19 protein-coding genes and 1 riboswitch are annotated in these 20,560 nt (G+C 50.4%); of the genes, 13 read left to right on the forward strand and 6 right to left on the reverse strand.

The window, feature by feature from the left end; translation table 11 throughout:
- The 3 genes from WN56_RS01570 (at position 1) to panP (ending at position 3,401) form a co-directional block, all read left to right on the forward strand.
- The gene (locus WN56_RS01570; RefSeq protein ID WP_052707990.1) at positions 1-804 is read left to right on the forward strand and encodes an HAD family hydrolase; all 804 of its coding nucleotides are present in this window, start codon (positions 1-3) and stop codon (positions 802-804) included.
- Positions 805-1,016: 212 nt separating this feature from the next.
- Entirely contained in the window at positions 1,017-1,538 is a 522-nt protein-coding gene (locus WN56_RS01575; protein WP_046073298.1) for a hypothetical protein, read from the forward strand.
- Between the two features lie 216 nt (positions 1,539-1,754).
- Positions 1,755-3,401, forward strand: a complete 1,647-nt coding sequence (panP, locus tag WN56_RS01580) for a pyridoxal-dependent aspartate 1-decarboxylase PanP (RefSeq protein ID WP_046073299.1) — start codon at positions 1,755-1,757, stop codon at positions 3,399-3,401.
- An 88-nt stretch (positions 3,402-3,489) separates the two neighbouring features.
- Here the strand turns inward: panP and WN56_RS01585 are convergent, their stop codons facing one another.
- The 5 genes from WN56_RS01585 to WN56_RS01605 form a co-directional block, all read right to left on the reverse strand.
- Positions 3,490-3,933 carry a hypothetical protein gene (locus WN56_RS01585; protein ID WP_046073300.1) on the reverse strand — a complete coding sequence of 148 codons (444 nt, stop codon included), beginning with the start codon at positions 3,931-3,933 and terminating at the stop codon, positions 3,490-3,492.
- Positions 3,934-4,078: 145 nt separating this feature from the next.
- Positions 4,079-4,549, reverse strand: a complete 471-nt coding sequence (locus WN56_RS01590; RefSeq protein ID WP_046073301.1) for a DUF2947 domain-containing protein — start codon at positions 4,547-4,549, stop codon at positions 4,079-4,081.
- A 137-nt stretch (positions 4,550-4,686) separates the two neighbouring features.
- Complete coding sequence (gene hutZ / locus WN56_RS01595) at positions 4,687-5,256, reverse strand: heme utilization protein HutZ (RefSeq protein ID WP_046073302.1); 570 nt, start codon at positions 5,254-5,256, stop codon at positions 4,687-4,689.
- Between the two features lie 2 nt (positions 5,257-5,258).
- Positions 5,259-5,792 (reverse strand): heme utilization cystosolic carrier protein HutX, encoded by a 534-nt coding sequence (gene hutX, locus WN56_RS01600; RefSeq protein ID WP_046073303.1) that lies wholly within the window; start codon positions 5,790-5,792, stop codon positions 5,259-5,261.
- Positions 5,793-5,868: 76 nt separating this feature from the next.
- A complete protein-coding gene (locus WN56_RS01605; RefSeq protein ID WP_052707991.1) occupies positions 5,869-7,926 on the reverse strand; it encodes a TonB-dependent hemoglobin/transferrin/lactoferrin family receptor in 2,058 nt (685 codons plus the stop codon).
- Positions 7,927-8,126: 200 nt separating this feature from the next.
- Between WN56_RS01605 and WN56_RS01610 the strand changes: the two genes are divergently transcribed.
- The 10 genes from WN56_RS01610 (at position 8,127) to WN56_RS01655 (ending at position 19,653) form a co-directional block, all read left to right on the forward strand.
- Positions 8,127-8,969: a hemin ABC transporter substrate-binding protein gene (locus WN56_RS01610; RefSeq protein ID WP_046073304.1), complete on the forward strand. Its 843-nt coding sequence runs from the start codon at positions 8,127-8,129 to the stop codon at positions 8,967-8,969.
- A complete protein-coding gene (locus WN56_RS01615; RefSeq protein WP_046073305.1) occupies positions 8,969-10,003 on the forward strand; it encodes an iron ABC transporter permease in 1,035 nt (344 codons plus the stop codon). The genes WN56_RS01610 and WN56_RS01615 overlap by 1 nt, the downstream gene beginning before the upstream one ends.
- Positions 10,003-10,779: a heme ABC transporter ATP-binding protein gene (locus WN56_RS01620; protein ID WP_046073306.1), complete on the forward strand. Its 777-nt coding sequence runs from the start codon at positions 10,003-10,005 to the stop codon at positions 10,777-10,779. Before WN56_RS01615 ends, WN56_RS01620 begins: the two co-directional genes overlap by 1 nt.
- A gap of 293 nt (positions 10,780-11,072) precedes the next feature.
- Positions 11,073-12,077, forward strand: a complete 1,005-nt coding sequence (locus tag WN56_RS01625; protein ID WP_046073307.1) for a substrate-binding domain-containing protein — start codon at positions 11,073-11,075, stop codon at positions 12,075-12,077.
- 177 nt (positions 12,078-12,254) lie between these two features.
- Positions 12,255-12,356, forward strand: a riboswitch (cyclic di-GMP riboswitch).
- A gap of 146 nt (positions 12,357-12,502) precedes the next feature.
- A complete protein-coding gene (locus tag WN56_RS01630) occupies positions 12,503-13,096 on the forward strand; it encodes a TfoX/Sxy family DNA transformation protein (RefSeq protein ID WP_046073308.1) in 594 nt (197 codons plus the stop codon).
- Positions 13,097-13,378: 282 nt separating this feature from the next.
- A complete protein-coding gene (gene lpdA, locus WN56_RS01635) occupies positions 13,379-15,514 on the forward strand; it encodes a dihydrolipoyl dehydrogenase (protein WP_046073309.1) in 2,136 nt (711 codons plus the stop codon).
- A 12-nt stretch (positions 15,515-15,526) separates the two neighbouring features.
- Positions 15,527-16,681: an ABC transporter substrate-binding protein gene (locus WN56_RS01640; RefSeq protein ID WP_046073310.1), complete on the forward strand. Its 1,155-nt coding sequence runs from the start codon at positions 15,527-15,529 to the stop codon at positions 16,679-16,681.
- 12 nt (positions 16,682-16,693) lie between these two features.
- On the forward strand, positions 16,694-18,403 hold the full coding sequence (locus WN56_RS01645) for an ABC transporter permease (protein WP_046073311.1): 1,710 nt from the start codon (positions 16,694-16,696) through the stop codon (positions 18,401-18,403).
- Complete coding sequence (locus tag WN56_RS01650) at positions 18,363-19,034, forward strand: ATP-binding cassette domain-containing protein (protein ID WP_046073312.1); 672 nt, start codon at positions 18,363-18,365, stop codon at positions 19,032-19,034. Before WN56_RS01645 ends, WN56_RS01650 begins: the two co-directional genes overlap by 41 nt.
- A complete protein-coding gene (locus WN56_RS01655; protein ID WP_046073313.1) occupies positions 19,027-19,653 on the forward strand; it encodes a CDP-alcohol phosphatidyltransferase family protein in 627 nt (208 codons plus the stop codon). The genes WN56_RS01650 and WN56_RS01655 overlap by 8 nt, the downstream gene beginning before the upstream one ends.
- 1 nt (position 19,654) lies before the next feature.
- Here the strand turns inward: WN56_RS01655 and punR are convergent, their stop codons facing one another.
- Positions 19,655-20,554 carry a DNA-binding transcriptional activator PunR gene (punR, locus tag WN56_RS01660; RefSeq protein WP_046073314.1) on the reverse strand — a complete coding sequence of 300 codons (900 nt, stop codon included), beginning with the start codon at positions 20,552-20,554 and terminating at the stop codon, positions 19,655-19,657.
- Between the last annotated feature and the right edge of the window lie 6 nt (positions 20,555-20,560).

The raw sequence follows: 20,560 nt of genomic DNA on the forward strand, positions 1-20,560 counted from the left end.
ATGCCGAATCAGTGTTTGCCCATATCGTCAATGCATGACCACGCCATACGCTGGCGTAACGTGCAATGGCTGTTTACCGACGTAGATGACACCTTGACATGGAAAGGTGAGCTCCCTTGGCAAACACTGAAGGCAATGGCCGATCTCCGTGAAGCCGGCATTCACGTTGTCCCTGTTACTGGCGCGTGCGCTGGCTGGGGCGATCATATGATTAACGCCTGGCCTGTCGATACGGTGATAAGCGAAAACGGTGGCGTGATCCTATGGCAAGAAAACGGTCAGCGCTTCACGAAAATCAATCACGCCGCCCATCAACAGCAAGCTGCGCTACTTGACTGGGTAAACCGCTTACTTCAGCGCTATCCAGCTCGCGCACTTGCTGCCGATCAGTCTTATCGTCTCTGTGAAGTGGCGATTGATATTGGCCAGCATACGCCACGCGCATCCGCAGACGAGATCAATGCATTACTCGACGAGCTTCATGGGCAGGGCGTCAATGCAACGGCCAGTTCGATTCATATTAACGCCTGGTTAGGTAACCACAGTAAAAGACACGCGGCGCAAGAATGGTTAGATCATTACAGTGTCACAGGAAAGCAAACTCAGCAACGCGCAGCGTTTATTGGCGATTCACCGAACGACAGCGAAATGTTTGCCCACTTTCCTCTGAGCGTCGGCGTCGCGAATATTGCTCCTCACCTTCCAGCATTGGCCACCGCGCCAACTTGGATCACGGATGCGCCGGGAGGGTTTGGTTTTGCCGAATTTACCCACCACTGGCTGTCGGTACTGTCGAACCCATAAGCTATGTCAACGCGCTAACTGAGTGTGGCGTCACAGCTTTTCTGCTACAGGGCTTTTTATATCAATGTGTTATTTAACTTTGTCGCTGGCTCGTTCTACAATATCCTCGTTTTATCATTCACAAAGATGCCCAAACCTCAACGTTTGCGCCCCGCACATGGTTGGTGCGTATAATCATAAAGCGCAAACACGATAACGATTAGGATAATGTTATGAAACGCTATGCCCTTGCACTGGTCGCGGCACTATTGCCGATAATGTCAAACGCTGCGCCTGTCAAAAATGCAGACTGCTATTCGGCCAAGTATCATGATTATGTAGATGCATCGATCAATTGGTACCAAGCGTTGGTCGATATGACGGTGAAAAAAGACGCATCGCTCGATGAGGTTGCACAGTGGTTTTTGCAAGGCCGTAAAAATCACTTTAACCTCAATGCAAAAGCGTTTGATTATTATTTAGAAAATGACAGCGCCAAGCTCAATTTGGAAGCGCCTGTGGAATCTTGGTTAAAACTAGGCCAAGAAGACGTAAAAACACTCGCACAAAGCTCGTTGCCCCCCTCTGCGCTGGCCGAAAAAGTGTTTAACTTCCGCCAAGGCGAAGCCATGGACGGGAACTACGCCCTTCGCAGTGCACTTGCCGATCTGCTAAGTCATCCAAAAGAGATTGATAAGGCACTTAACCAGTACAATGACCAAATGAACAGCATTAACCAACGTCAGTGTCAGTAAACAGGCCGCTGTTTGAGAGCCGGCAACCGCTGGCTCTTTTATCGACTCTCTTTCGCGTGTGCTGTTTCAGCTGTCATCTATCAGTAAAAAAAGCCTGATGCTCTCGCTTTTTTTTGCTATGTTGAGGCCTAATTTTAGTCAGTGATCGTGACCCTACTCTCAATGCGCATGAGAGAGTCACTATTTGGACAGCCAAGCAGATATAAGAAGAACGTCATGGCAACACAAAATAAAGCCGCGGACGCCACACCGGAAACCTTGCACCGGATTTTCACTGTCCCCGAAGCCCCAGATTCAACGCTCAGTCAAATTGAGCAAGCGATCTCTCAGAATCTAAACCGGTTTTTACAAAACCATATTACGGCCACCGAACGGTCGCTCGCTGATATTGAGCGCGATTTTAGCGATCCGGCCATCCCTGAAGACCCGACTTTTGTCTCTGATCACACGCAGTTTCTGCTCGATAAGCTCGTCGCTCAATCGGTACATACCGCTTCACCGCGATTTATCGGCCACATGACCTCTGCACTGCCTTATTTTTTGATGCCGCTCTCTAAAATCATGATTGGCCTCAACCAAAATACGGTCAAAATTGAAACATCTAAGGCGTTTACACCGCTTGAGCGGCAAGTGCTTGGCATGTTGCACAACCTGATTTATCAGCAAGACGACGCCTTCTATCAAAGTTGGATGCACAGCGCGAACCATTCATTAGGGGCCTTCTGCTCAGGTGGGACGGTGGCGAATATCACCGCGTTGTGGGTCGCGCGAAATAACGTGCTCAAACCTGACGGAGAGTTTCCTGGCATCAACAAGGCTGGCTTGTTTGGCGCGATGCGTCACTATGGCTATCGCGACCTCGCGATCTTGGTGTCAGAACGAGGCCACTATTCATTGGGTAAGGCGGCTGATGTACTCGGCATTGGCCGCGACCAACTGATCTCGGTTCCTGCAGATAGCCAAAATCGTATTTGCATTGATGCACTCGAAGAAACCATTGCCACACTTAACCGGGACAATATTAAACCGATAGCTATCGTGGGGGTGGCGGGCACCACAGAGACAGGCAGCATTGATCCTCTCAATGCACTGGCTGATATTGCGGAACGTGAGGGCATTCACTTCCACGTTGATGCCGCGTGGGGCGGCGCGACCTTGATGTCAAATAATCAGCGCCACAAACTGGCTGGGATTGAACGTGCCGATTCTGTCACGATTGATGCGCACAAACAGCTTTATGTCCCTATGGGGGCTGGTATGGTGTTATTTAAAGATCCGTCGCTCGTGGCGTCGATCGAACATCATGCGGAGTACATCCTGCGTAAAGGAGCAAAAGATCTGGGGAGTCACACACTCGAAGGCTCTCGCAGCGGTATGGCAATGTTGGTGTTTGCTTGTATGAACATCATTTCTCGCCGCGGTTATGAGTTATTGATCGATCAAAGTATTGATAAAGCGGCGACGTTTGCCGACATGATAACCACAGATCCAGATTTTGAGCTGATATCGGAACCCGAGTTGTGCCTACTCACCTATCGCTTTGTGCCCGCAAAAGTACAAACCGCGCTGGCTGTGGCAAGTGAGGAGCAAATTGAGTTGATGCATGATTTGCTTAACGACCTAACCAAGTTCATTCAAAAGCGCCAGCGCGAATCGGGCAAAACCTTTGTCTCCCGTACACGTCTCACGCCTGAGCAATGGCAACGTCGCACCACCACGGTTTTCCGTGTCGTGCTGGCCAATCCCCTCACCACCGCTGATATTTTGCAAGAAGTGTTGGCGGAGCAGGGTGAAATCGCCAAAGAAAGTGAGTTTGCCTACCCACGCCTGATGACACTGGCTGACAGTATTCTCAAAGCCTAAGTCGGTGCGGTTCGAGCAATAAAAAGGCAGCCCCGTTACGGTGGCTGCCCTATTGCGCTAAAAAATGATGACCTGCGCAGCAAACGGGCTACTTCAGCGGCCCTGCTTTTGGTGACGTCGTTGATTGCAAGCAATGTGTTTGGCTCAGTACTGCCTCGCGTTGATGTTCGATATCAATTTGGGCTTGACGCCACTGCATCTGTACCTGAGATGCCGTCATCGTTCGTCCCGGTTCTGAAAACAAAAACCGCTGCAGCGTGTGATCAAACTCTGCACTGTTCTCTTGTTCGCTGTAGACAATGCCCATTAGCTCAAACGCACGTGTTTTCTCTCGCGCCGTACCAATCACGGTGTAGCGCTGAGCCGTATCAAGTGTTTTGTCATAGCGGCAATGGACAAGATCTTGTTGCGCGCCACGCAGTGCTTCATTGAGACCAATGGTGCTGTAATTGCGCCATAAGTCCGACATTTTTGGCAGTGAGCATCCGACCAATAACATCGACAAGCACACTGCGGCCATTATCTTAATCATCACTTCTTCCTACACTGTGCACCGAATACAACGCGTCTCTCTATGGCTGGTCACTTATCAAGACGCATCGCGCCGTCACCACGCCCGGCTGTCACATTAGCGCATGGCTACCATTGGTAACGGCACTACCGCTCATAACTTGAGGTCAGTCACGCTTGCCAATCACCACTTCGCCTGATTGCTCAAACATAGCGACTTCCTTGCGGCGACGCCCAAGCAAAATAGGCTTATCATCGTAGAATAGAAAGTTTTTCCAATACCGTTTAAACACGCCCCATTGGGTTTCGACAATATTATGTTTGTCGTAGCAAAAATAGACCGTAATATTGTCTTCCCAAGGAAAGTTAGCGAGAAACTCTACGGGAAGATCATCATCGTCGTCCCAGGCTTGTTGCCAAACCAGTCGCTGGGTCCAAACGCTTTGATGCGTCGGCCAATCTTGCTTGCCAAAATGATCCGGTGTTGGGCTGTCTTTACTGATAAATTCTTGCCATAACTGCGCCGCGCGTGCCTCAGCCATGGGTTTAATATCAGCGAGATCCTGTTCGGGAATAGGCAAAGACTGGTGGGTGAAGATCCACTTTCTTTTATATTCAGACAACGGGAGATAATTCATGCTAATCAGGTTATACGCTCTATGATGCCGACAACTTTATCATAATCATCACTGGGTTGTTACTAAGTAAACCCGGACTGAAGCGACACAAGAGTGGCGATGCTTCACACATCGCCGTTTGAGGAAAGCAAACTCGGTTAGTCGTTAACCGCTATCTCATCGGTCGATTGAACATCTTGGCTGTCGCCAAGTTTTCGATGACCTTGGTCAAGGTGTACCATATCGACAAAATCATCACTGCCAACCTGAAAGGCCTGACCAAACCCTTTGACATACAGACCATTTTCCGGCTTTAGACGGAATAAATGGAAGTCAGCTAACCCGCTTAAGCTGTCGATAATATCGCCAAAGCGATGGGTCAGCGCCGAAATCCCCGTTTGCCACTCAGTGGTATCACGCATCACCAATTCAGCATTGGCATCAAAACTAAGGCGCTGGCGCGCATAAATCTGTTTTGCCCCGCTTTCGTCTTCGATCATCATCAGCGAAACCTGGGGGTTTTGTTGTAGGTTCCGAGCATGACGAGCAATTTCACTGATTAAAATATAAAAACCGTCTTCCAACTGTGCAAATGGCGCATAACTCACGTTGGGTTTTCCCTGGGCATCGACGGTTGCTAGCTGCAAAGTCCGACAGTTAGCACGAAAGGCTTCGATTTCTGGGCCAAGGCGGTTTTGTAGGCGTTGTTGTTTTGTCGCTTGATCCATGATTATTGCTCCGGGTCTGTTGGTGTTGAGGTCGCTAACTGCGTTTTTAGTTGATTAAAGGCTTCAACCTGATGTTCAAGAAGCTGACGTTTGTCGTCTCTTCCCACGTAAATCTTAAAGATTGAATCCCCCTGTTCGGTGAAAAAGCCGATATAGTGGGTTGTTTTACCGCGAAAAGGCTTGCTGACGAAGGCAATGCCGGTCATGCGCTCTAATTTTAGGTGGCCATGCATTTCACCCGGCTTTCCCATTAAGTTGTAGTAGCCATAAGCGATCTTTCCTTTCGGAAACGGGGCTTTTACTTCAAAAATTGAGCCACCGGAATGCACAATCGCTGTGACTGGGCCACCCCATTCGGCCACCTGGGTGAAAACGGTTTCCGCATGCTGCCCGTCCACCCACGTTTGATACTCAGCCGGCATGGCACGTACTGCCTCGCCTTCACTCACGCCTAGGGTTTTCGCTATATCAGCAGGCAATATAGAGGCATTATCTGCCAATAGTGCGTTTACCTGCTCGTTCAAAGTGGTTGTCATTGATCACTCCAGCCTATTCTTATTGTGGTGTGTCGTCTCTGAGTGGGCAGGCGTTCACCTGCCCTTTATCTTTGGGTTAAAACTGGTACCGAACATTAAACTTAATATCACGCCCGGGTGACGCGGTTTGCGCCCACGCTTGGGTGTATTGTTCATCGGTTAAATTATCGATCGCGAGATCAAACTTCACCCCATCCCAGGCGCCATTCGGGCTATAACTTGCATACAGATCCCACAGGGTATAGCCGTCGTAGGTGTTGGCATTATTCGTGTCGTCTTGATCGGCATAATGAGAGACGCGACCACCAACACTCACTGGTAACGTCGCCAGCGCGTAGTCGGTTTCCGCAACCCATTTATGAGCGGGAATATTATCTAAATAGCTGCCATCATGCTTATTCTTGCCTTCGGTTTGGCTGTAGCTCAGATTATTGGTAAACCCACCAAGTTGGTGATGCAAGCTAATCTCGATGCCTTCAAGTTTAGCTTCGGGAAGGTTCGTCTTCACCGTGGTGCCATTATACGCCCCCCAAGAGCCGTCTTTAACCGATTGATTTATAAAATTATCGACGTCATTGCGAAAGACTCGGGCATCAATATAACCTTGATCAATATACTGACTCGATGAAAACGTATAAGTAATATTGAGTTCTTTGTTGGCACTTTCCTCAGGTTTCAAATCTGGGTTGGGCACAAACTGGTTCATCCCAAAATGTGTGCCACTGGCATACATTTCTTCTAAACTCGGGGCTCGAAATGCTTCGCGATAGCTGGCAGTCAATGCTAACTGTTCAGTCGCATTCCAAGTCAATGCAGTTGAAGGCGACCACGCCGTATTATCATGGTTACCAATAGTCGATTCGGGTCGCTTATCTTTCGCATCATAAGCATCAAAACGGACACCCGCTTGCCAGTGCCATGCTTGTCCCAGCGGTACATCAACTTGGGAAAATACGCCGACGCTTTGTGCTTCGGCATCTTGGTTGTCTGGGCGAGAGGTATTGCTTTTATCTCGGACGGTTTCAAAGCGATCTTGATAAGCATCCAGACCAGTGGTTAATGTGAGTGCTTTAAACGTCGAGCGGTTCGATAAAGACAAACCCAGCGTTTGCATCTGATTATTATCAAACTCACCTTTATCAACCCGATACTCATTGACCTCGGTGTCGTTCCAATACAGGCGAGTGTCTAAATCCACCCATGACTGGCTAGGGTTATAGTTGTACGTGAGCGACAGGCTTTGGTCTTCGACTTGGCGATACACGAGGGGCGACGAGGTTGACGGCTCTTCTGTCGTCGGATTAGAGGGAACCATGGCGTCACGTTTACCTTGACGCGCGATGAATGACCACTGGTGATCCAAAGAAGGCGTAAACACCAGTTTAGCAAACCCGCCTTTTTCTCGATCCGCAGAATACGACAAGGTCTTGCCATTGCCTAATTGGCTATCGTCGCTATCGTGATAGTAGCTTTGTACTAGCCAATCAACCGTCTCCGTGCGACCAAACACCGCACCGCTTGTACGTGAGGCGTTGTCGTTGCTGTGGAAGCCTTGTTTGACATAGCCACCCAAGGTTTCTGTGCCAGAGAGAAAGTCACTGGCTGATTTGGTGTTTTGTGCGAATACACCGCCTAATGCACCAGACCCCCACAGCGTACTGGAAGGGCCACGGACCACTTCGACTGAACTGAGCAATTCAGGATCGATGAATAGACTGGAACGATGGCCGACCGAGAAATTCTGACGGGCACCATCAACAAGCTGGATGACGCGGCCGTTGTCACTGCTAAGGCCTCGAATGCTAACAGACTGAGCGGCATCACGCCCTCCTCCGAGTACGGAGACATTGGGTAAATGACGAATCAAATCCGTGACATTACTTCCCTGGCGTTTCTCTATCTCTTCCAATGACACTGTACTCACCGCCACGCCAGCGTTCGCTTTTTGCGTGTCCATACGACTTCCGTAGACAGAGAGCGTCTCTACAGGGCTAGCCTCGTTAGACTGGCTGGCGGCACTCGCGCTCTCAGCGACGGCCTGAGGCGCAACAGTCATCGTACTCAGCACGGCCCCGACTGCCAAGGCGACACGGTGGCTATGCTTTACTGTCCAAATATCCTTTCTGGTTTTCATAACGGTTCTCTATGCCTTACTGCAAATGCGACTTATCATCATTTGAAGGTGATTCTATTGATCGAGAACAGGAATGCAAACGATAATTGATCTTGTTTGTATTGGGTAATATATTGTCTGCGTTCATGTCGCACGGTGTGGCGACCTAACCAGCATATAAACCACTCGACACTACTGACACTGAAAAATAAGGATAAAGCATGGCAACCGCTGCTGTTCGACTGATTGCCCTCATGATGACACTCGTTTCATTTTCAATTCACGCATCGCCACGCATAGTGAGTGCGGGGGCAAGTGTTACTGACCTACTGATTGATCTAGGGGCAGAAAAACAAATTGTGGGGATTGATGCCACGAGCCAGCTTAATAATAAAGATGTCCCCAATATCGGTTATCACCGTCAGTTATCAGTAGAGGGGGTACTCTCATTGTCACCCACGCTTTTGTTAGGCTCTGAGGAAATGGGTCCCAAACCTGTATTAACAAAGCTCGACAATGCCGGGGTTAAGGTGGTTGCGCTACCCAGTGCACCGACGGTGGCGGCACTGAAACAGCGCATAACCCAAGTTGCCAACCTCACAGACAAGCAAAGTAAAGCGGCACCCCTGCTTCGTGCGGTCGATGGAAAACTCACGCAACTGAAACGTCGCGCCCTAGCGTCGACACAGCAGGGGGTTTTCTTACTTGTTCACCAAGGTCGTCCCGCGAGTATTGCCGGCGCGAGCACGACACCCAATACGCTCATTGAGCTTATCGGCGCGACTAATCCGGCTGCCAATACGGTTACCAGCTATAAACCCCTCTCACCCGAGGCGCTGCTCGGTTTTAATCCCGATTTTATTTTGGTGATGCAACGTTCTTTGGACCAATTGGGTGGCTTGACAGGACTTGCCAATGCCGTCCCCTTGCTAGAAAACACCCAAGCCTTTCAGCAAAACAAGATCCTCGCGATCGATGGCAGTGTGTTGGTTGGCGGTTTGAGCCTGAAAAGCTTAGATGAGGCGCTTCGTGTGCAATCACAGTTAATAGAGCTTAGCCAGTGATGCCATTACAGATACAGCATCCTTATCAGCGACTCTTTCCCGCGCTGATCATTTTGTTGCTTGCCGTATCGGTGACCTCGATTGCAGTCGGTCAATGGCAGTTAGGTTGGCTCGTCAGTCTACAAAGTCTAACGCCTTGGCAAGACCAGCTTGAGCCTCATGTATTAGCCATCGTGCAGCAAGTCAGACTGCCCCGAACGCTGCTTTGCTTATTTGTGGGCGCTTTACTCGCCGTTTCCGGTGCATTAATGCAAGGACTATTTCGTAACCCTCTCGCGGATCCTGGGATTATTGGTGTCTCAGGGGGGGCGTCTCTAGGCGGTGCACTGGGGCTGTTGTTATTGTCATTTGGCAGTACAAACATGGCGTTTCACTTATCAGTGCCTCTATTTGCTTTTTTTGGTGCACTTTTCGCAACGTTATTTGTATACCGAATCGGCACCACCGCGATGGGCACGTCCGTTACCGTCATGCTATTGGCCGGTATTGCTATCAGCGCGCTATCAGGCGCGGCGCTGGGAATGATCAACTATGTGGCCGACAATCAAACCCTACGCGATATCGCATTGTGGTCTATGGGATCACTGACCGGTGCCAGTTGGGGGCAAATCGTTTTAACTGGGGTGGCGGCTGTCGCTCTCACGGTGTTTGCTTGTTGTCGTGCTCATCAGGTGAATGCTTTATTGCTCGGTGAAAACGAAGCCGCGTATTTAGGGATAGATATTCACCGCCTAAAACGTTTGCTGATCATTGCAACCGCTGCCGGGATGGGCGTATCCGTTAGTGCTGCGGGATTGATTGGGTTTATTGGCTTAGTGGTACCGCATATTGGCCGCCTGATCGTTGGGCCCGACCACCGTATGCTCATCCCTTTATCTGCAGTATTGGGGGCACTTTTACTCACGCTTGCCGATATTATTGCTCGAGTGATTGTCGCACCTGCGGAGTTGCCCGTAGGCATTATTACCGCTTTGATGGGCGCACCTTTTTTTATCTGGCTTCTTATTCAGCAACGACAAACGATGGTGCACTAATGTCTCGTACGGCGCTTCATGTTCAACACCTTCATTACACCCTTGGCCAACGCCCACTGCTTCGCGACATCAATGTCGCGTTTCAAAGTGGACAGTTACATGTCTTACTCGGTCCGAACGGAGCGGGTAAAAGTACCTTGCTCAAACAGCTGATGAGTGAGCAACACCAACAAGGCGACGTATTGTTTTGGTCAGCGTCAAGAGCGACATGGCCTCGTGATACATTCGCGAGACAGGTTGCCTTTTTGCCGCAAACCAGCGGGTTAACCTTTGCGTTTACGGTTAAAGACGTCGTCGAAATGGGCGGCACACCATTAAAAGCAAACCGTAAACAAATCCGAGCGTTAGCCGAAGAGCAGCTACATCAATGGCATGTATCTCATCTTGCACATCGTGCCTACCCCACTCTGTCGGGCGGTGAAAAACAGCGTGTGCATATGGCGCGTATTTCCATGCAATTAGCGAACACTGAACCGACTCGTGCAATGATGATGCTTGATGAGCCGACATCTGCCCTTGATATTAGTCACCAACACCAAACGCTCATGCAATGCCGGGCACTGGTTGATCAAGGAATGACAGTGATCATCGTACTGCACGATCTTAACCTTGCCAGTCGCTACGCTGATTATCTTTATTTTATGAAACAAGGCGAAATGGTTCTCTCGGGAACGCCTTGGCAATGCTTTACGCACCACCAGATGACTGAGATTTATCAACACCCACTGACAGTAATGACACACCCAACGCATGCTTGCCCACTGATAGTGACGTAATGACAATTTTGCCGACTGTGAAGAAAATGAGATCACGCTGCAAGAGCATAGCTGGGTCACAAAACCACCTGTTGGTGATGGCTTGCTCATCAGACCAATTGCGACTGAGCAGCAACCTAAGTAAACTGAGACCGCAACCGATTAACTATGAGAATGGATGAAATCGGATTCGTTACCTTCGCAACCCTCTGATGAGCCGGGATTGTGAAAGACAACGCCGCTGCGTTACAGCGGCGTTTTTCTGTAAGGTCGCGAGTAACGATCCCAAGGCTTCACAATATAGAAGAATTAAGATGGCAACGATTAAAGATGTCGCGCGTCTCGCGGGCGTTTCAACCACCACGGTTTCACACGTTATCAATAAGACCCGCTTTGTCGCAGAGAAAACAACCGAGAAGGTTTGGCAAGCCGTTGAAGACCTTAATTATGCGCCAAGTGCGGTCGCGCGTAGTTTAAAGTGTAATACGACGCGCACGCTTGGTATGTTGGTGACCAAATCAACCAACCCTTTTTTCGCTGAACTGGTTCACGGTGTAGAAGATTATTGCTATGAGCAAGGTTATACCCTGATCTTATGTAATACCGAGGGTAACCTAGAAAAACAGCGTGACTATTTACGCATGTTGTCAGAAAAACGTGTCGATGGTTTGATTGTGGTGTGCTCGGATCTCAATGAAGATCTCATGCTGCTGTTAGAGAAGAAACGCGATCTCCCGATGGTGGTAATGGATTGGGGGAGTCATCATATCAACACCGATCGCATCGAAGACAATGCCGAGTTAGGCGGATACCTGGCAACCAAACACTTTATTGACAATGGCCATACCCAAATAGGCTGTATTTCCGGTCAAATGGATAAAAATACCTGTAAACAACGACTAGCAGGATTTTACCGTGCACTGGATGAAGCCAATATAACAGCGAACCCTGACTGGATCGTAGAGGCTGATTTCGAGGCAGATCAGGCCAAAGTCGCTGCGCAACAGTTCATTGATATGACTCATCGTCCCACGGGCGTGTTTTGCTTCAACGATATTATGGCGCTCGCCGCAATTAGCACCTTTAACCAAGCGGGGTTGCAGGTACCTGAAGATATTTCTGTGATTGGTTATGACAATATTGATCTGACCGAGTATTACTCACCACCACTGACGACCGTCCACCAACCTAAGCGGCGACTCGGTAAGACCGCTGTTAAACTCTTGCTTGCACGCATTAACGATAATGATACGCAACAGCAAGTATTTGAAATGGATCTCGAGCTCATTAGTCGGGAATCTGTAAAAACGATAAATTAGTGTTTTATAATAACTTTTTAAGCTGCTATGTCATTGGGCATGGTGGCTTCTTCCCCTCTCTTGAGCCAAAAAGAACCTTTACTCTAACTTGTCAATTACAAACTTTTTGAACCAAAATCACACTTTGTGTGGTTAGTGAGGGCGACATCACTGTCTAATTATTATATGCTTATCTCTGTTTGAACAAGGCAAACCATGGCGAAAGCATGGGACGCAAAGCCACCGGCCTACGGACGCTGAACAATCGTATCAGTCAGTCACGGTAGCGGGGTTGCCAGCATCGTTGTTATAAAGCTGAAGACGGCGTCAATGCGATATGAGGTATCATTATTGATATTTTGATAACTTCTTGACAATCCTGCCTGTTTGCCTTGTTACACTGACACATCATTTTTAGGCATTTGCATTCATCGAGATTGTTATTAATGGATAAACCAGCTTTAAAAGACGCGATGCGTTTATTTGCCGATTTTGGCAATATCAAATCCCGATCCATGTTCGGCGGATTTGGCTTATTTTGTGAAGACACCATGTTCGCCCTTGTCGTCAATAACACCCTTCACCTACGCGCCGGCAAAGAAAACGAAGCTTTACTTAAACAACAGGGCCTCGCTCCCTATGTATACAAGAAACGTGGTTTCCCGGTGGTCACCAAGTACTTTGCCATTCCTGATGCTTGGTGGGACAATCACCAAAAACTCATCAGTGAAGCTAAAAGTGCACTCGATGTTGCCATTCGCGATCGTTCGCTAAAAACCGAAACCAGTCCGTCGCGATTGAAAGATCTCCCAAACCTTCGACTAGCCACCGAAAGAATGCTGAAAAAGGCAGGGATCGACTCGCCTGAATCCCTTCATCAACAGGGAGCAGTCAACGCCTACAAAGCACTCGTCTCTGCACATGATAAAGACCTAAGCTTGGAGCTATTATGGTCACTAGAAGGCGCGATTACTGGCAAGCACTGGTCAGTTGTCCCACCCCAACGCCGCCAAGAGTTATTACAACACCTAGAGAAATAACACCTCACAATAACACTCTCTACTCTGACTCTACTTATTCTGTGAGCAATGTTCGCGTCCAACACCGCCTTAGGGCGGTGTCGCCTCTCTCTTTTCGCTCAAAAAAGCGTCAACCACACTTTTTTTACACTCCATGTGAAAGTCTCCTGCGATCGATCAGGTCTGATTCTAGGTACGATTAAGAGCACAGTTTCTTAATGCAACAGAAAAATCAGCCAGTTAATTAATCTACAGCACCTAATGTTATAACTGGATCCTATTTGCTACCTGACGAGATACCGTATGCCAATAAAAAAGATCTTACTTGGCTTTGCGATTGCTGCACTTATTACCCTCTGGTTTAGTTTTGATCTCAGCCAGTGGCTGACACTGGAAAACGCCAAGGCGCAACAAGCGGCATTGAACGATTACATTATCGAAAACGCGACCACCGCGAGCTTGGTGTTTTTCGCCGGCTATGTGGTGATGACCGCCCTGTCGTTGCCGGGAGCGGCGGTAGCCAGTCTATTGGGCGCGGCACTCTTTGGCTTTTGGTGGGCATTGGTGTTGGTCTCCTTTGCCAGCTCGATTGGCGCCACCCTCGCCTTCTTGGTGAGTCGCTTTATGTTACGCGACTGGGTCCAAGCCAAATTTGGCAATAAGCTCGATACCATTAATCGTGGCATTGAGAAAGACGGCAGCTTGTATTTGTTGACCCTCCGCCTGATCCCTATTTTCCCGTTTTTTCTGATTAACTTGGTGATGGGGCTAACCTCGTTCAAAACCCGCACCTTCTATTGGGTCAGTCAGCTCGGTATGTTGCCGGGTACCGCAGTCTACGTGAATGCAGGGACCCAACTGGCCCAAATCGACGCACTCGGCGATGTGGTGTCTCCGTCGGTGCTTGGTTCACTCGCCTTACTGGGTATCTTCCCACTGCTGGCAAAGTGGGTCATGGCTTGGATCACGCGTCGTAAACGCTATCAAGGTTGGAACAAGCCTCAACAGTTTGACCGCAATATGGTGGTGATCGGTGCCGGTGCAGGCGGCTTGGTATCGAGTTATATCGCTGCAGTGGTAAAAGCAAAAGTCACACTGGTTGAAAAAGGTTCGATGGGAGGTGACTGCCTAAACACCGGATGTGTTCCCTCAAAAGCGCTAATACGCGCGGCGAAAACCATGCGAGAGATTGGCAAGGCCAAAACGTTTGGCATTCATACCCAAACGCCAGCTGTTGATTTTTCGGCCGTGATGGCACGGGTTAAACAAGTGATTACCCACATTGAGCCTCACGATTCGGTCGAGCGGTACACCAAGCTCGGCGTGGAGTGTGTGCAAGGCGAAGCGCACATCGTTTCGCCATGGGAAGTTGAGGTGAACGGCGAGCGACTGACCACTCGCAACATCGTGATTGCGACCGGCGCACGCCCCATGCTGCCCCCCATTCCTGGTTTGGCAGAGGTCACGCATTACACCTCAGATACGATTTGGTCTCTGACTGAGCTGCCATCACGGTTGTTGGTTTTAGGCGGTGGTCCCATTGGCGCGGAATTGGCGCAAAGCTTTTCGTGCTTAGGCAGCCAAGTGACGCTCGCAGAAATGGCTGACCAACTTCTCAGCCGTGAGGATAAAGATGCCGCCAAACTGATTGAACAGGCGTTAGAAGGTGACGGTGTCGCGATTTTAACACAGCACAAAGTCAAAGCATTTGAACACAGTGATAATGAGCAAATCGCCTTACTCGATGGGCCTGACGGTGAGAAAACCGTCGCATTTGATGCGGTGCTGGTCGCGTTAGGGCGCAGTGCCAACACCAAAGGATTTGGTCTCGAAAAGCTCGATATTCCAGTGACCGAGCGTGGCACCATTCAAGTCAACGAGTATCTGCAAACCGCCTATCCCAATATTTATGCGGTGGGTGACGTAGCGGGGCCGTTTCAGCTCACCCACGCCAGTGCCCACCAAGCGTGGTATGCCGCCGTGAATGCACTATTCGGTCAATTCAAACGCTTCCGAGCCGATTATTCAGTGATGCCGGCGGCGACTTACACCTCGCCAGAAGTCGCACGCGTAGGTATCAATGAAAAAGAAGCCAAAGCCAATCAGCAAGAAGTGGAAGTGACCTATTACGGCATTGATGATCTGGATCGCGCGATTGCTGATGGCAATGATCACGGTTTTATTAAGGTGCTGACACCGAAAGGAAAAGATACCATTCTGGGTGTGACTATTGTTGGCGAGCATGCGGGCGACTTGCTCGCAGAATTTACTCTCGCCATGCGGCATGGGTTAGGACTAAATAAAATTTTGGGCACCGTCCATCCGTATCCGACCATGAGTGAAGCGGTGAAGTATACCGCTGGGATGTGGAAACAAGCCCATGCACCCGAGAAGCTGCTTAACTGGGTCGAAAAATATCATCGTTGGATGCGTCACTAATTGAAAAGGAAGATGACAATGAAACACTGGATAGCGGCGTTAACATTGGCAATTGCGAGTACTGCCAGTTTTACTGCCTCTGCAAGCGCGGAAAACAACAGTTGGGAAAGAATTGAGCAACAAGCCAAAGGTCAAACTGTTTACTTTAACGCATGGGGCGGCAATCAAGAGATCAATGCTTACCTGCGCTGGGCAAGCCGCGAGTTACAACGCGATTACGGTGTCACCCTGAAACATGTCAAAGTGGCGGATATCGCTGAAACCGTCAATCGCCTGCTTGCCGAAAAGACCGCCGGTAAGGATAGCGGCGGCAGTGTCGATATGGTTTGGATTAACGGCGAAAACTTCAAATCGATGAAGGAAAATGATTTGCTGTACGGCCCTTTTGTCAGCACGCTCCCCAATTGGGAAATTGTCGATAAAAGCTTACCGGTTGAAGAAGACTTCACTGAACCAACAGATGGCCTCGAAGCGCCTTGGGGGGTGGGACAGCTGGTGTTTATCCATGATCAGAAAACCTTGGCTAATCCGCCTCGATCATTTGCCGAGCTGCTAGATCTAGCTAAAGCCTTCCCTGGCCGTATCAGCTATCCCAAACCCCCTGAGTTCCACGGCACCAGTTTTCTGAAAGCGGCGCTGCTTGAGCTGACAGGTTCGCCCGAAGCCCTGTACCTGCCGGTTGATGAGGTGGATTTTGACACCGTGACCGCCCCATTGTGGCGCTATCTCGACCAACTGCACCAAGTCGCTTGGCGCGAAGGCGCGCAGTTCCCATCGGGTAGTGCTGAAACTATCCAACTGTTGGACGATGGGGAGCTTCTCGTCGCGATAGCGTTTAACCCCAATGCAGCAAAAGCGGCGGTGGCCTCTGGAAAACTTGCCCCATCAGCGCGTGCGTTTGCCTTTGACCAAGGCGCGCTGTCTAACATTCACTTTATGGCGATTCCATACAACGCCAATGCCAAAGCCGGCGCCATGGTCGCCATCAACTTCTTAATGAGCGAAAAGGCACAGCTGCGCAAAGCCGATACCCAAGTATGGGGCGATCCACCCGTGGTGAAGCTGCCTGACACCGCCGAAGTCAGCCGCTTTAACACCCAACCCGAGCCACACCCAAGCTGGCAAACCGCGCTTGAGCGCGCTTGGCTGAAACGCTACGGCCAATAGAAAGAGGTTGATATGGCACGTTTGCTGTTTGCCATTACCCTAACGGTGTGCTGCCTACCCTTGTTGCCAGGGGTGGGCGGCTTATTCGCGACCGCCTTTGCATTCTTACCCACACTAGGGCTGACGGAGGCTAACTTTAGCGGCTGGCAAGCTGTCATGGCATGGCCGGGGCTATCACAATCTATTCAGCTAACGCTCATCTCGGGGTTAGGCAGTAGCCTGCTCGCGGTGGCACTTAGCTTTATGATTTTACAGGCTACTTGGCACACGCCTATTTGGCAAAAGATCAGTGCACGCTTGCCTGCGTTACTGGCATTACCACACGTCGCGTTTGCGATTGGTCTGGTTTTGCTGCTATCCCCGTCGGGTTGGCTGTTTCGCCTGTTAAGTCCCCTTCTCGGCGATCAACCCGTGACTTGGGCGCTGGTACAAGACCCTTATGTTATTGGGCTCACCTTGGCGCTGACGCTAAAAGAAACCCCGTTTTTACTATTGATGAGTCTGTCGGTGCTGCGTCAAATTGATGTGTCTCGGCTGACGATGGTATCAACCAGCCTCGGGTACAACCGCACCGCAACCTGGTTAAAAGTCATTCTTCCGCTTTGGCTGACCAAAATGCGTTTCCCGATTTTTGCCGTCATCGCCTACAGCCTTTCAGTGGTTGATGTGGCGATGATCCTTGGGCCGAATACGCCGCCCACCTATGCGGTATTGGTATGGCAGTGGTTTAATGACCCTGATTTAGCGCTATTGCCTAGAGCCTCAGCCGGTGCCTTGCTGTTGTTTGCTCTGTGTGGCTTGGCCTTATTGCTATTTCGCTTTTTGGCGTGGCTTGGTTGCCAATGTCTCAATCGCTGGCAATACACGGGCCGCCGCCACGCATGGTTACCCGGCAAATCACTCTGGTGGCCGGTGTTTATCACTCCCCTTGCAATTATGCCTGTGTTGCTGATGTGGTCATTCGCGCTGCGCTGGTCATTTCCCGATTGGCTACCCAGCCGATATAGCTTACGGTTTTGGGAGCAAGAGCTTAGCTATGTGTGGTCATTGGCGGGGAACAGTATTGTTCTGGCGGTGATCAGCGCCAGTGTCGCCTTGCTATTTGCCATCGGATGTCTGGAACGGTCAGTCAATCAGCAACGCTCAGTGCCGAGAGCGATCATCGCCATTCCGTTATTGGTTCCTCAACTCTCTATCTTGTTCGGTATTCAGGTGGCGGTGTATAGCCTTCCCGGCCAGTGGCACGTGCCGGCAACCCTTTGGGCTCACATTTTTTTCGCGTTTCCTTACGTGTACCTCGCACTCGATGGGCCGTGGCAGCAATTTGATATGCGTCTTATGCAAACCGCCAGAAGCCTCGGTGTCAGCGCCACGCTTGCATGGTGGCGAGTGAAACTGCCACTCCTTTTGCCCGCCATTATCTTGGCATGGGCGGTCGGCGCAAGCGTTAGCTTAGCGCAATACCTCCCCACACAATTGCTGGGCGCGGGACGCATTAATACCCTGACCACAGAGGCAGTTAGCTTATCGAGCGGCCTCGATCGCCGTATCAGTGGCCTGTATGGGCTGATGCAAGCGATGCTTCCACTTGTCGTTTTCGCCTTAGCCACTGTGCTGAGCCGCCTCGCTGAACGTCGCCTTTTACCTAAATCAACACCAACTTATTCAGGAGCTCAACACCATGACACTGTGTGTCAACCAACTCACCATAAACGCGCCTGATCACTGTTTGGTGCGTGAGCTGTCATTTTCGGTCGCTCCGGGAGAAATACTCACCGTGATGGGACCCAGTGGCTGCGGAAAATCGAGTCTGCTGAGTGTATTGGCGGGGCACATCCAACCGCCGATGCATTACAGCGGTCAACTGACGTTAAATGGTGAGCCCTTTGATCACTTACCGCCGGAGCAGCGCCGTATTGGGATTTTGTTTCAAGATGATTTGCTCTTTCCGCATCTCAACGTCTGGCAAAACTTAGCCTTTGCCCTGCCTTCATCGATGAGCAAAGCGCAAAAACGTGATCAGGCCATCGCAACATTAGGGTCTGTCAATTTAGCGGAGTTTGCGGATTATGCCCCCAGCCAGCTTTCGGGCGGACAGCGTGCGCGAATCAGTGTGTTGCGTGCATTACTCGCCGCGCCCGATACCATCTTGCTTGATGAACCCTTTAGTAAGCTGGATAAGCCGCTGCGACGGGATTTTCGGGCCTTTGTGTTTGAGCAAATTGCGCAGCGAAACATTCCTGCGTTGATTGTGACGCATGATGCCGAGGATATTGCGGATCAGAGCCGCTGTTTAAATTGGCCGGCTCGCCCGACTGACCCCGCACCGCACGAGGAGATGCAGAATGCTTGATCGTTACGCCATCGCGATAATCCGCTGGCCATTGAAGCAGGCAGCGGTGCAGCTTACAAAATGGAGGGTAAAACCCGATACCGTCACGCTCTCAGGCTTTTTGATTGGCTTGCTGGCCGTGCCCGCTCTCGCGCTACAAATCTATTGGCTGGCGCTTGTGTTTATTATCATCAACCGACTTTTCGATGGCCTTGATGGTGCCCTCGCCCGCGAGCAAGGGCTCACGGACGCGGGGGGCTTTTTAGATATTACCCTCGATTTTATCTTCTACGCTGCCATTCCTTTTGGCTTTGCGCTGGCCGATCCGGCCAATAACGCCATCGCCGCCAGTTTTTTGCTGTTTTGCTTTATGGGGACTGGCGCAAGTTTTTTAGCGTTTGCAATTATGGCCAGCAAACACCAGATTGATAACCCGGTTTACGCCAATAAGTCGATGTATTACATCGGCGGGATCACCGAAGGAACGGAGACCATCGCGAGTTTTGTGTTAATGTGCCTTTTCCCAACATACATGGCGTGGATTGCCGGCATCTTTGGCGCAGCCTGTTTAATTACCGCAGCAACACGAGTCTGGGCGGGGTACCAAACGTTGCGTACGCTCGATACGCCCTCCTCCTAGCTTATAGCCACTGGTGCTGCAGCTGCTCTTTATCGCCTAAGTAATCGAGCAGCCAGCGCACCGGTGGTGATTCTTTATCCGAGCGCCATGCAATGCAGCACGGACTGCTTAATAGCGGCTCTTCAAGCGCAAGCTCCACCAGCTCTCCTCTCGCAATCGCATCTTCTGCCATGTGTGAAGGCATCACACCAATGCCTAACCCTGCCTTAAAACATTGCATGGCACTGTGCCAATTCGGTACCGTGAGGCGGCGCTGATTATCCAATAGCCAAGTGGTACGGCGCGGTAAGCGGCGCGAGGTGTCTTCCAAACAGATCGCCGGATACGGCGCGAGCTGATCATTAGCCAGTGGCTGGGCACACTGGACGAGTGGATGCGAGGGGCTCACCACAAACCGCCAACGCAGGGTGCCCATTTCCCGATAGCGAAACGCGCCGCTCACTGGCACGGCAGCCGTGGCACCAATCGCAATATCGGCTCTATCATCCGCCAACGCATCCCATACGCCGTTAAACACTTCCATGGTTAGTAACAGCTCGACATCAGGAAACGCATCGTAGAAATCCCGCACCAGCGTATTGACGCTATCTTCGCGCACGACGTTGTCCAGCGCTAACGCGACACTTTGTGTCCAACCATTGGCCACACGTTGTGTTTGCTGGCGAATAGTTTCCATGTTCTTAATCATCTCACGCGATTGAGAGACAAAAAACTCCCCCGCCGCCGTCAACCGAACCTGACGATGAAGCCGCTCAAACAGGGTAACCGCCAGTTTGTCTTCAATCTGGCGCACCGTGTAGCTCACCGCACTCGGCACTTTGTGCAACTCGTCGGCCGCCGCGGAAAAGCTTCCTCGCCGTGCGACCACGTCAATCACTTGAAAATCTTGGTAAGAAAACATTCAAAT

This window comes from Salinivibrio sp. KP-1, from assembly GCF_000968645.1.
Lineage (GTDB): Bacteria > Pseudomonadota > Gammaproteobacteria > Enterobacterales > Vibrionaceae > Salinivibrio > Salinivibrio siamensis.

What these genes read in the sequence shown, in the direction of transcription:
- WN56_RS01570 (WP_052707990.1), top strand. Translation starts at nt 1, where the DNA reads ATGCCGAATCAGTGTTTGCCCATATCGTCAATGCATGACCACGCCATA.
- WN56_RS01575 (WP_046073298.1), top strand. Translation starts at nt 1,017, where the DNA reads ATGAAACGCTATGCCCTTGCACTGGTCGCGGCACTATTGCCGATAATG.
- panP (WP_046073299.1), top strand. Translation starts at nt 1,755, where the DNA reads ATGGCAACACAAAATAAAGCCGCGGACGCCACACCGGAAACCTTGCAC.
- WN56_RS01585 (WP_046073300.1), bottom strand. Translation starts at nt 3,933, where the DNA reads ATGATTAAGATAATGGCCGCAGTGTGCTTGTCGATGTTATTGGTCGGA.
- WN56_RS01590 (WP_046073301.1), bottom strand. Translation starts at nt 4,549, where the DNA reads ATGAATTATCTCCCGTTGTCTGAATATAAAAGAAAGTGGATCTTCACC.
- hutZ (WP_046073302.1), bottom strand. Translation starts at nt 5,256, where the DNA reads ATGGATCAAGCGACAAAACAACAACGCCTACAAAACCGCCTTGGCCCA.
- hutX (WP_046073303.1), bottom strand. Translation starts at nt 5,792, where the DNA reads ATGACAACCACTTTGAACGAGCAGGTAAACGCACTATTGGCAGATAAT.
- WN56_RS01605 (WP_052707991.1), bottom strand. Translation starts at nt 7,926, where the DNA reads ATGAAAACCAGAAAGGATATTTGGACAGTAAAGCATAGCCACCGTGTC.
- WN56_RS01610 (WP_046073304.1), top strand. Translation starts at nt 8,127, where the DNA reads ATGGCAACCGCTGCTGTTCGACTGATTGCCCTCATGATGACACTCGTT.
- WN56_RS01615 (WP_046073305.1), top strand. Translation starts at nt 8,969, where the DNA reads ATGCCATTACAGATACAGCATCCTTATCAGCGACTCTTTCCCGCGCTG.
- WN56_RS01620 (WP_046073306.1), top strand. Translation starts at nt 10,003, where the DNA reads ATGTCTCGTACGGCGCTTCATGTTCAACACCTTCATTACACCCTTGGC.
- WN56_RS01625 (WP_046073307.1), top strand. Translation starts at nt 11,073, where the DNA reads ATGGCAACGATTAAAGATGTCGCGCGTCTCGCGGGCGTTTCAACCACC.
- WN56_RS01630 (WP_046073308.1), top strand. Translation starts at nt 12,503, where the DNA reads ATGGATAAACCAGCTTTAAAAGACGCGATGCGTTTATTTGCCGATTTT.
- lpdA (WP_046073309.1), top strand. Translation starts at nt 13,379, where the DNA reads ATGCCAATAAAAAAGATCTTACTTGGCTTTGCGATTGCTGCACTTATT.
- WN56_RS01640 (WP_046073310.1), top strand. Translation starts at nt 15,527, where the DNA reads ATGACAATGAAACACTGGATAGCGGCGTTAACATTGGCAATTGCGAGT.
- WN56_RS01645 (WP_046073311.1), top strand. Translation starts at nt 16,694, where the DNA reads ATGGCACGTTTGCTGTTTGCCATTACCCTAACGGTGTGCTGCCTACCC.
- WN56_RS01650 (WP_046073312.1), top strand. Translation starts at nt 18,363, where the DNA reads ATGACACTGTGTGTCAACCAACTCACCATAAACGCGCCTGATCACTGT.
- WN56_RS01655 (WP_046073313.1), top strand. Translation starts at nt 19,027, where the DNA reads ATGCTTGATCGTTACGCCATCGCGATAATCCGCTGGCCATTGAAGCAG.
- punR (WP_046073314.1), bottom strand. Translation starts at nt 20,554, where the DNA reads ATGTTTTCTTACCAAGATTTTCAAGTGATTGACGTGGTCGCACGGCGA.